Annotated in this window: 9 protein-coding genes and 1 pseudogene; 3 read left to right on the forward strand and 7 right to left on the reverse strand. The window is 46.2% G+C overall.

The genetic code is table 11. The features are described 5' to 3' along the window. Nucleotides 1–48 precede the first annotated feature (48 nt). On the reverse strand, nucleotides 49–690 hold the full coding sequence (locus tag ACH2BK_RS03885; protein WP_395002169.1) for an SDR family oxidoreductase: 642 nt from the start codon (nucleotides 688–690) through the stop codon (nucleotides 49–51). 304 nt (nucleotides 691–994) lie between these two features. Between ACH2BK_RS03885 and rrpB the strand changes: the two genes are divergently transcribed. Beyond that, complete coding sequence (gene rrpB, locus ACH2BK_RS03890) at nucleotides 995–1,324, forward strand: MarR family transcription factor RrpB (protein WP_395002170.1); 330 nt, start codon at nucleotides 995–997, stop codon at nucleotides 1,322–1,324. Between the two features lie 34 nt (nucleotides 1,325–1,358). Here the strand turns inward: rrpB and hypE are convergent, their stop codons facing one another. Genes hypE through hypD form a run of 3 tightly spaced genes read right to left on the reverse strand, consistent with a single transcriptional unit; the run spans nucleotide 1,359 to nucleotide 5,155 of the window. Then, nucleotides 1,359–2,357: a hydrogenase expression/formation protein HypE gene (gene hypE, locus ACH2BK_RS03895; protein WP_395002171.1), complete on the reverse strand. Its 999-nt coding sequence runs from the start codon at nucleotides 2,355–2,357 to the stop codon at nucleotides 1,359–1,361. 15 nt (nucleotides 2,358–2,372) lie between these two features. Next, nucleotides 2,373–4,040, reverse strand: a complete 1,668-nt coding sequence (locus ACH2BK_RS03900; protein ID WP_395002172.1) for an AAA domain-containing protein — start codon at nucleotides 4,038–4,040, stop codon at nucleotides 2,373–2,375. Nucleotides 4,041–4,048: 8 nt separating this feature from the next. Further along, nucleotides 4,049–5,155: a hydrogenase formation protein HypD gene (gene hypD, locus ACH2BK_RS03905; protein WP_395002173.1), complete on the reverse strand. Its 1,107-nt coding sequence runs from the start codon at nucleotides 5,153–5,155 to the stop codon at nucleotides 4,049–4,051. 221 nt (nucleotides 5,156–5,376) lie between these two features. Between hypD and ACH2BK_RS03910 the strand changes: the two genes are divergently transcribed. Continuing rightward, nucleotides 5,377–5,553, forward strand: coding sequence for a hypothetical protein (locus ACH2BK_RS03910; protein WP_395002174.1), 177 nt, complete (start codon nucleotides 5,377–5,379; stop codon nucleotides 5,551–5,553). 221 nt (nucleotides 5,554–5,774) lie between these two features. After that, nucleotides 5,775–6,434, forward strand: a pseudogene (locus tag ACH2BK_RS03915) (alpha-1,2-fucosyltransferase); the annotation flags it as partial. 190 nt (nucleotides 6,435–6,624) lie between these two features. On the opposite strand, the gene fusA reads toward ACH2BK_RS03915, so the two are convergent. The 3 genes from fusA to rpsL are packed head-to-tail and all read right to left on the reverse strand — an operon-like array spanning nucleotide 6,625 to nucleotide 9,603. Next, entirely contained in the window at nucleotides 6,625–8,703 is a 2,079-nt protein-coding gene (gene fusA, locus ACH2BK_RS03920) for an elongation factor G (RefSeq protein WP_395002175.1), read from the reverse strand. 21 nt (nucleotides 8,704–8,724) lie between these two features. Beyond that, nucleotides 8,725–9,192, reverse strand: coding sequence for a 30S ribosomal protein S7 (rpsG, locus tag ACH2BK_RS03925; protein WP_095627519.1), 468 nt, complete (start codon nucleotides 9,190–9,192; stop codon nucleotides 8,725–8,727). A 21-nt stretch (nucleotides 9,193–9,213) separates the two neighbouring features. After that, on the reverse strand, nucleotides 9,214–9,603 hold the full coding sequence (gene rpsL, locus ACH2BK_RS03930; protein ID WP_095627520.1) for a 30S ribosomal protein S12: 390 nt from the start codon (nucleotides 9,601–9,603) through the stop codon (nucleotides 9,214–9,216). Nucleotides 9,604–9,620 lie beyond the last annotated feature (17 nt).

Below are 9,620 nucleotides of genomic sequence, written 5' to 3' on the forward strand. Positions count from 1 at the left end.
GGAGTAATTTTGCCACAGAATCTCGCTTGATGCCTTTGATGAGGGCTATTACAACCCTATCACGCCCACTCTCTGCCTATCATACTTAGAATCTAGGGCAATATCTAATAAAGCAGAGGCATAATCCGCATAACTGCCCTTAGACTCGCCCTTGTCATTCACCTCAAAGACTTCGCCAATGATTTTGTATTTGCCTGTTTTTGGGGCGTCATAGACAAAGATAGCAGGAGGGCTGACAAAAACCCAATGTATATCGCCAACCCCGCGCAAAAAGTCTAGCACCTCGCCTTGAGCCTTTGCTAATGGCAAATACTCGCTTGGGAACTCTTTGGTATCATACAGTCTTGTCGTGTGGCTTGTATCCATATACAGACTGCCCGCTCCGCCGACGATTAAAAGCTTTGCCTGACTGCCTTTAAGAATCTGTGCTAGATGCTCAATATGCTTTTTGTGCAAGCTTAGATTTTGCCACTCACCAAAGGCATCGATAATCACATCAAAGCCCTGCAAGTCTTTAGATTCTAGCTTGAAAATATCTTTTTGCACCACCTCTACTTCTTTAGCAAACTTGCCCTTTTTAGAATCCCGCACAAACGCACTCACTTTGAGCCCTCTACCCACTGCCTCTTCTACGATGAGGCTACCCGCCTTACCACTTGCCGCTAGGACGGCGACCTTTAGATTTTGCATATTTTGCTCCTTGTGTGTTGTGCTGCCTTTAGCAGAGCAAGAGCCGCTAAAAAGTGATAGTGCTAATGTGAAAACGAGAAGTTTTTTCATACCTTTCCTTTTTTAGAAAATTTTGCCCGTTTAAGGCAATGATGAAATGATAATAAACTAAGTGTGAAAGATCAAGTAGGCATTATTTTATAATCTAGTATCATTTTTCATACTATTGCGTAAAATAGGAGAATTTTAGGGAAAGATTTTAGAATCTAAAGAGCTAGATTCTAAGAAATATGCTACAATCGCGCACAAAAACCAAAGGATAACAATGAAAAAATACCATTCCCCCTGTCCAGTAGAGACAACACTCAATCTCATTGGCAATAAATGGAAGTTGCTCATTGTTTATAATTTACTAGAGGGCAAAAAACGCTTTGGGGAGCTAAAGAAAAGCATCAGCGCGACAAAAAATCAAAATATCTCACAAGCGGTTTTGACACAGAATCTGCGGGAGCTAGAGGAGGCAAAGATTCTCAAGCGCAAGGTCTATGCTGAAGTCCCACCAAGAGTGGAGTATGCGCTCACACCGCTTGGAGAAAGCCTAAATGGGGTTTTAGAATCTCTAGCCACTTGGGGGGAGTGCTACAAGCAGTTTTAGCGCACATACCACAACCTATGGTATCTAAACAAAGCTAGCAGATTCTAGGCAGAATCTCGCCCTGTGGGTATTCTAGGTAGCGTCTCGTGCCATAGGCATTATGCAAAACCACTCTTTGGGGATTTTGCTCACAAACCTCGCCAATGAGGCGTGCGCTTTGCCCTAGTGGGTGGGCGTGCAGGAGCTCTAGCACCCTCTGTGCGTCCTTGCGCGAGACGCTGAGCACACACACGCCCTCATTTGCCAACACATAAGGCTCAAGCCCAAGTATCTCACACACCCCACGCACTTCATCCAAAATCGGCACTTGCGATTCTTGGATACTAATGCCCACATTGCTTGCTTGCGCCCATTCATTGAGCACGCTTGCGAGTCCTCCTCGCGTCGCATCGCGCAGCGCGTGAATCTCCACACCGGAGGCAAAAAGCGGCTCTAGCATACCAAAGAGCTGCGCACAATCACTCTGCAAGCTACTCACTAGTCCTATTTCGTTACGCTCACAATACACCATACTCCCGTGCGTGCCGACATTACCGCTCACGATGATACAATCTCCGTTTGTGAGATTATGCGCACTAAGATTTTCATACACCACCTCGCCATAAGCGGTTGTATTGATAAAAATCTTATCCATACTCCCCTTTGGCACGACTTTGGTATCCGCGCTTAGGAGTTTGAGCCCACCTCGCTCAAGTTCGCGCGCCATCGATACCACGAGAGATTCTAGCTCCTCGCTCCCAAAACCCTCCTCGATGATAAATCCCGCACTTAGATACATCGGACGCGCGCCCATCATCGCCACATCATTACTACTCCCACACACGCAGAGCTTGCCGATATCCCCGCCCCTAAAGCGATAGGGTGTTATCACATAGCTATCCGTGCTCATCGCAAACGCCCCCGCGCCCCCGCGCGCTATGCCCGCATCCTCTCCACTGCCCTGCATAAAGGGCGCTAGGTGTTTGAGAAAAATTTTTTGCGTGAGTTCTTGGGATTGTATCCCGCCGCTACCGTGTGCTAGAGTGATAGTCATAAAGCCTCCTTGTGCTTAGAGATTAATCCGTGTAGATTGACTAAGCAACGCGTGGAGAAACTGCCCCTCCTGCTGCTGCCAAAAGCCCAAATCACACACGATAAAAAGCCGCTTTTTGAGCCGACTGATCGCGACATTGAGTCCAAAGAGCGCATTAGTCTGCCTAGAATCTGTCAAGTAGTAGTGCAAGCCCACTGGTGAAAAAATCACATTTTCCCATTCCCTACCCTGCGAGCCGTGTATGGTGCTGATATCACTATGTGCGATGGTGCGCTGCAGGAGCTTTTTTTGATTGACAAATGGCGTGATGATACCAAGGCTTTGTGTGAGGGATTTTTGGTGCAGGTATTTGTAGAGCTTGTGGATAGCTAGGGCTTCATTTTGGCTCACATTGCTTTGTGCCTCGCCCTTAGCACCACTATCGATACAATAAATCTCCATCCTCTCATCACGCCCGCGCAAGCCTATGTGATAAATCGCGCGATCTAGAATCTGTGCGAGATTGTCCCCATAGCGATGTGTGAATCTAAGCTCGGCTATGTGGCTAAGGGTGGGCGTATCGGTGGGCTGCTTCTCTAGCATAACTTGGGGAGAGTGAAAAAACTCTTCTAAAAAAAGCGCGGAGAGATTCCACACACTCACTTCTTTGTGAATCTTAAGCGCATTAGGGGGCATTTCACAGATTGGCATAAGCTGCTTGTGATCGCCAAAAAGCGTGAGTGGCACATCATCTGCGCACAACGCACACGCTTTGGCTAATGGCGCAAACGCGCACTCATCCAAAAAATAATGCGCAAATTCCACCTCGAGATTCTCACGCTTTTTGATAAAGCCATCGAGCGTAAGCCCGATGATATGCGCATTTTTAAGGCGATTTTTGAGCGAAGTGGGTTGGGCAAAAAGTGAGGTTTGTCCTCGTTGGACAAGGAGGTTTGGATCGCAGCATTCTGGATAGAGACTTAAGAATTTTTGCGTGGGCATACCAAGCCGCAGGAGATTGCTAAGCTCAAAGTCCATCTGCTTAAAATGCGCAATAAGCGTGGTGAAAATCTGCTCTAGCGCGGAGTTTGTGGGGGCTAGCACGCAGGTTTTAAGCCCCTGCTTGGCATAATGATACACCGCCTCAAAAAGCACAACCTGCGTCTTGCCGCTGCCCGGCGCGCCCCACACATAGCTAAGGCTTTGGGAGAATAGCATAATAAGGGCGTTTTTTTGATACTCATTGAGGTATGAGGGGATTTGTGGAGGGGCGATGGGCTTCCTGCTAGGTAGGGAAAGGGGGTGCTTGGTAGCAAACTCCTCGACATTGCGCACGAGAAACTTAAGATCACTAAAAAGTTTGAGATTTTCTAGCGCGAGCTTATGTGCGCTGGATTTTTTGGGCTTTTGGCTTTGGAGTTGCTGCAGGGATTCTAAAAGCTCATAATTTGGGGAAATCTCTAGGATAGAATCTTCTTGATTGTATTGCATATCCGCACACGCACTTAGTTCAAAAAGCCTCTCCCCCACTTGCAGCACCAAGCCATCTTGGGATAAAACTTTCACTCCAAGTGTGAGGATAAGTCGCTCCTGCTCCAAGGTTGCGCCGACGATTTTAAGCTCTTCTAAGCCCAGATCGTGCTCGCTAAGATACGCGTAATAGCTCTTGGCTGAATCTATAAGTATCTCTTGTGGTGTTTTCACACAATCCATCACAAAAGCGCACCGTATTTGTAATACGCCGCACACGCACCCTCGCTGCTCACCATACAGCTTCCTATGGGGTTGTTTGGCGTGCAGGCTTTGCCAAAGACTTTGCAATCCATAGGCTTGGCATTGCCTTTTAGGATCTCGCCACACAAACAAGCCTTGTGATCTGCCTTGCGCTCTTTGGGGAGATATGTGGCAAATTCTATCTCGGCATCGTAGCGCGCGAACTCATCTCTAAGGCGCAGGGCAGATTCTGGAATATCGCCTAGCCCACGCCACTCAAAATGCTCTCGTGGGCAAAAATATCGCTCCACCATCGCTTGGGCTTTGAGATTGCCCTGCATATCCACCACGCGCGCGTATTGAATCTCAAGGCGCGGAGTGCGACTAATAGCCTGTTTGAGGATAGAGAGAATGCTTTGCATCATATCAAGCGGCTCAAAGCCACTCACCACAATGGGGAGCTTAAATCGCTCCAAAAGCGGCGCATAGATTTTCGCCCCGCTTATCACGCTCACGTGAGAGGGTGCGATGAGGGCATTGATAGAGCAATCAGATTGGGCGAGGATAAGCTCTAGGGGTGGGGGGACAAGCACGTGGTTTATATGAAAATACACATTTGTGAGCCCTAGGGCGATACACTGCTCCAAAAGCGCGGCACTCATAGGCATAGTCGTCTCAAAGCCGATAGCAAAAAACACGATTTTTTTACTAGGATTGTCTTTAGCGACTTTTAGCACCTCTATGGGCGAATACACAAAGCGCACATCCGCACCTTGCGCACGCGCATTTTGCAGGCTACCATTGCTACCGGGGACTTTTATCATATCCCCAAGCGTTAGCAAAATCACATCGGGAGACATTGCGATATGATACGCCTCATCGATACGCCCACGCGGCATAATGCACACCGGGCAGCCCGGTCCGTGGATAAACTCGATATTTGGCGGCAAAAGCTTGAGCAAGCCGTATTTCATAAGCGTGTGGGTATGCCCGCCACACACTTCCATAATCCTAAGCTGGGCGGGGAGCTTGGGGGCGAGTGCCTGTATCGTGTGCGCTACTGCGAGGATAGAATCTCTATCCCGATATGTCTGCATATAATCCATAAAAAGCCTTGTTGTCTGATAAATTACATAACAAATGGTGGATATTACATAATCCTTGCTTAATTTTTACAGGACTTGTGCTATCTCAATTTGAGATTGGCATTAAGCGTAACCATCGCCCTTAAGCGCGCTATAGTGGATTGTATGCTACAATGCACCCACACTAAGCGTTTGTGCTTGTCTAAAGCCCACGCATTGCACATAAGGACAAAAGGATCAAAATGCCGCGACGCAAATCACTCACTATCCGCCTTGGCGGCGGACTTGGGAATCAGATGTTTGTCTATGCCTTTGCACGCTATCTCCAAACATATGGCTTTGCCATAACACTAGATACAAGTGTTTATGAGGACAATGAGGGGGGGGGGGCAGTAGTGAAAATCGCGCACTTGAGTTAGCGCACTTTAGCCTCAATCCACATATCACGCTCACTAGCTTTACTCATCCGCTCCGCCATCCTATCAAGAATCATTGCGTGTTTTTCCCATATTTGTATTTTTGGCTCACACACTCTGGGCGCAATAGGCTTTTGCATATCACAAATCGTATTTGTGGTGCTGTGTTTAAGAAAATGCCTCTAGACATACAATGGTGGTATAGGCGCTAGTTTTTTGTCGAACAATGGACAAACGCGAAGCTGTGCCACGCACACCACACAATGCTTAAATCCCATAACTTCGCATTTGCAAATAATGCCTATGTGTGTGGCTGCTTTCAGAATCTAGAGTATTTTTCCGCGCTTAAAGACACGCTGCAAAAGGACTTTAGGCTCAAAACACCGCTTAGCGCAGCAAATGCTAGATTAAAAGAAAAAATCCTGCAAACGCCAGATTCTGTGTTTTTGCACATTAGGCGCGGGGATTATTTGAATCTTTGGCATTTTATAGAGCTTGGAAGTGCGTATTACAACAACGCCCTAAGGGAGATAAAGGCGCGTGTGCAACGCCCAAATGTGTTTGTCTTTAGCAATGACATTCTATGGTGTGAGCAGCATTTTCTCCAAAGTCTAGATTCTAAAGTGCGTGAGGGGGTGAGATTTGAATTTGTGCGGGGTAATTCTGAAACAAATGCGGCAGAAGAGATGGAGCTAATGAGAAGCTGCAAGCACGCTATCATAGCAAACTCCACTTTTAGTTGGTGGGCAGCGTATCTTATTGGCTATAAGGATAAAGTCGTGTGTATGCCTAGATATATTTTTTGCAATCCGCATTATGCCCCAAACGATCTTGCAAATTACCTCCAATGCCCGGGCTGGATTCTCATCAATCATATTTGGTAGGATAATCTTAAGTAGGAAGGGTAGGATTAAATGCCTCTTATGCCTTAGGGAAGCAATGACAGAGTAAGCTCAGAATCTACACAAACGCCACAAAAAGATCATACCCTAAGCAAGCGATGCAGAAAGACAAAGAAAGAAGCCATAAAAGAGCTTTGTGGTCTCAAAGCCCTATAGAGGGGTAAATCACCGATTATGCGTTGCGTTTCTCCATAATCTCTTTGGCAATATTATTGGGAACTTCACCGTAGTGATCGAATTCCATAGTGTAAGTGCCGCGCCCTTGTGTAGCGGAGCGCAAATCGGTAGAGTATCCAAACATTTCAGCCAATGGAACAAACGCATTGACAATCTTTAGCCCCATACGATCGTCCATAGAGTTAATCTGTCCGCGTCTTCGGTTGAGATCTCCTATCACATCGCCCATATACTCCTCTGGCACCTCTACTTCGACTTTCATAAGCGGCTCTAGCAATACCGCATTCGCCTTTCTACACGCATCTTTAAACGCCATAGAACCCGCGATTTTAAATGCCATCTCTGATGAATCCACTTCGTGATAGCTACCATCATAAAGCGTTACTTTAAAATCCACCACAGGATACCCTGCCAACACGCCATTTTGCATAGCTTCTTGGATACCTTTATCCACAGCAGGAATGTATTCCTTAGGGATCACACCGCCACTAATGTTATTAACAAACTCATAACCACTGCCGGGCTCTTTTGGCTCTAGTCGGATAAATACATGCCCATATTGACCACGTCCGCCTGATTGCTTGGCGTATTTGCACTCCTGCTCGACAGCACTTCTCACCGTCTCTCTAAACGCCACCTGTGGCTGCCCCACTTCTGCCTCGACTTTAAACTCTCTTTTCAGCCTATCAACGATGATTTCTAGGTGCAACTCTCCCATACCGCCGATGAGCGTCTGCCCTGTCTCTTCTTGTGTGCTTACTCTAAAGCTTGGATCTTCCTCAGCAAGCTTGCCCAATGCGATAGACATTTTTTCTTGATCTGCCTTTGTCTTTGGCTCAACTGCAATTTGAATTACCGGCTCTGGGAATTCCATTCTCTCCAATATCACTGGCTCTTTCTCATCACACAATGTATCCCCAGTAAGCGTGTCTTTTAGCCCCACAAACGCACAAATTTCGCCGGCATAAATCTCTTTAATATCCTCACGTTTATTAGAGTGCATTTTTAAGAGCCTACCAACGCGCTCCTTTTTGCCTTTAGTAGAGTTTAAAACATAGCTTCCAGACTCTAGCATACCACGATAAGCCCGCACAAATGTCAGCTGCCCCACAAATGGATCAGTCATAATCTTAAACGCTAAGCCCGCAAAAGCACCCTTATCACTAGATTCTACGCTGATCTCGCTTTCATCTTTTGGATTGATACCCCTAATCTCTGCAACTTCCGTGGGCGCTGGGAGAAAATCCACTACCGCATCCAAAAGCGTCTGCACGCCTTTGTTTTTAAAGCTAGAGCCACAAAGCATAGGGATTAAACTCATATTGAGACAACCCGCCTTAATGCCCTTTTTGATCTCATCAACGCTAAGCTCCTCGCCACCGAGATATTTTTCCATCAATACCTCGTCCTGCTCCGCTACAGATTCAAGAAGTTTTTCTCGATATTCCTTTGCTTTGTCCATAAGATCTGCTGGAATATCCTCTATATCGTATTTAGCCCCCATAGATTCGTCATTCCATACGATTGCTTTCATTTGGATGAGATCCACTACGCCCTTGAAGTTTTCCTCGGCTCCAATGGGGATATTAATAGGCACAGGATTTGCCTTTAGGCGTTGCTTGATTTGAGACTCTACATTATAGAAATTTGCCCCAATTCTATCCATTTTATTCACAAACACCATTCTAGGCACGCCATATTTGTTTGCTTGTCTCCAAACGGTTTCACTCTGTGGTTGCACGCCACCTACCGAACAAAACACTGCCACAGCACCATCTAGCACGCGCATAGAGCGCTCTACTTCAATTGTAAAATCCACGTGCCCGGGGGTATCAATCAGGTTTATCTGATAATCCTTCCAAAAACAAGTCGTTGCTGCAGAGGTGATCGTAATGCCCCGCTCTTTTTCCTGCTCCATCCAGTCCATCGTCGCAGCACCATCATGCACCTCGCCGATTTTATGACTCACACCGGTATAAAATAAAATCCTCTCTGAAGTCGTCGTCTTACCAGCGTCAATATGCGCTGCAATACCTATGTTTCTAATTCTGTTTAATGGGGTTTGTCTCGCCATAATCTAGTCCTTCAAAGAGTCTTACCAACGATAGTGTGCAAACGCCTTGTTCGCTTCCGCCATCTTATGCACATCTTCTCTTTTCTTAAACGCTGCACCTCTATCATTTACCGCATCCATTAGCTCATTTGCTAATCTCTCTACCATAGTGCGTTCATTACGCTTTCTTGTGGCTTCTAGAATCCATCGGATAGAAAGTGATTGTTGTCTAGCAGGGCGCACCTCCACCGGGACTTGATAGGTAGCACCACCTACCCTACGGCTACGCACTTCCACCAATGGCTTAACCTTTTCTAGGGCTTTTTCAAACACCTCAATTCCCTTCTCGCCACTCTTCTCTTCTATCTTGTCAAATGCAGCGTAGATAATTTTCTCACTCACGCTTTTCTTACCATCATACATCATTTTATTGATAAATTTCGTAACTACTTTGTTGTTGTAGATAGGATCACCCAAAACCTCTCTAACGGGAGCTTTTCTTCTTCTCATACAAAACCTTCCTTAAGTGATTTATTTTTTATCAGCGCCACTCTTAGCTTTTTTGGCACCATATTTACTACGCGAAACAGTTCTCTTAGCCACACCTGCAGTATCCAACGCACCACGCACAATATGGTATTTCACACCCGGTAAGTCTTTCACACGACCACCGCGCACAAGCACAATAGAGTGCTCTTGGAGATTGTGTCCCTCTCCGGGGATATAGCTAATAACCTCAAATTTTGATGTGAGCTTGACTTTTGCTACTTTTCTAAGTGCGGAGTTTGGCTTTTTAGGAGTGGTGGTATAAACACGAGTGCAAACACCCCTTCTCTGTGGGCATTCTAGCAATGCCGGTGACTTAGTTTTCTTAAGAACTTTTTTTCTCTCTTTTCTGATTAACTGATTGATAGTTGGCACGAATATCCTTTCCCAAA

The organism is uncultured Helicobacter sp. (assembly GCF_949282165.1).
Classification (GTDB): domain Bacteria; phylum Campylobacterota; class Campylobacteria; order Campylobacterales; family Helicobacteraceae; genus Helicobacter_F.

Coding starts and splice junctions, on each gene's coding strand:
- ACH2BK_RS03885 (WP_395002169.1), bottom strand. CDS start 690: ATGCAAAATCTAAAGGTCGCCGTCCTAGCGGCAAGTGGTAAGGCGGGT.
- rrpB (WP_395002170.1), top strand. CDS start 995: ATGAAAAAATACCATTCCCCCTGTCCAGTAGAGACAACACTCAATCTC.
- hypE (WP_395002171.1), bottom strand. CDS start 2,357: ATGACTATCACTCTAGCACACGGTAGCGGCGGGATACAATCCCAAGAA.
- hypD (WP_395002173.1), bottom strand. CDS start 5,155: ATGGATTATATGCAGACATATCGGGATAGAGATTCTATCCTCGCAGTA.
- ACH2BK_RS03910 (WP_395002174.1), top strand. CDS start 5,377: ATGCCGCGACGCAAATCACTCACTATCCGCCTTGGCGGCGGACTTGGG.
- fusA (WP_395002175.1), bottom strand. CDS start 8,703: ATGGCGAGACAAACCCCATTAAACAGAATTAGAAACATAGGTATTGCA.
- rpsG (WP_095627519.1), bottom strand. CDS start 9,192: ATGAGAAGAAGAAAAGCTCCCGTTAGAGAGGTTTTGGGTGATCCTATC.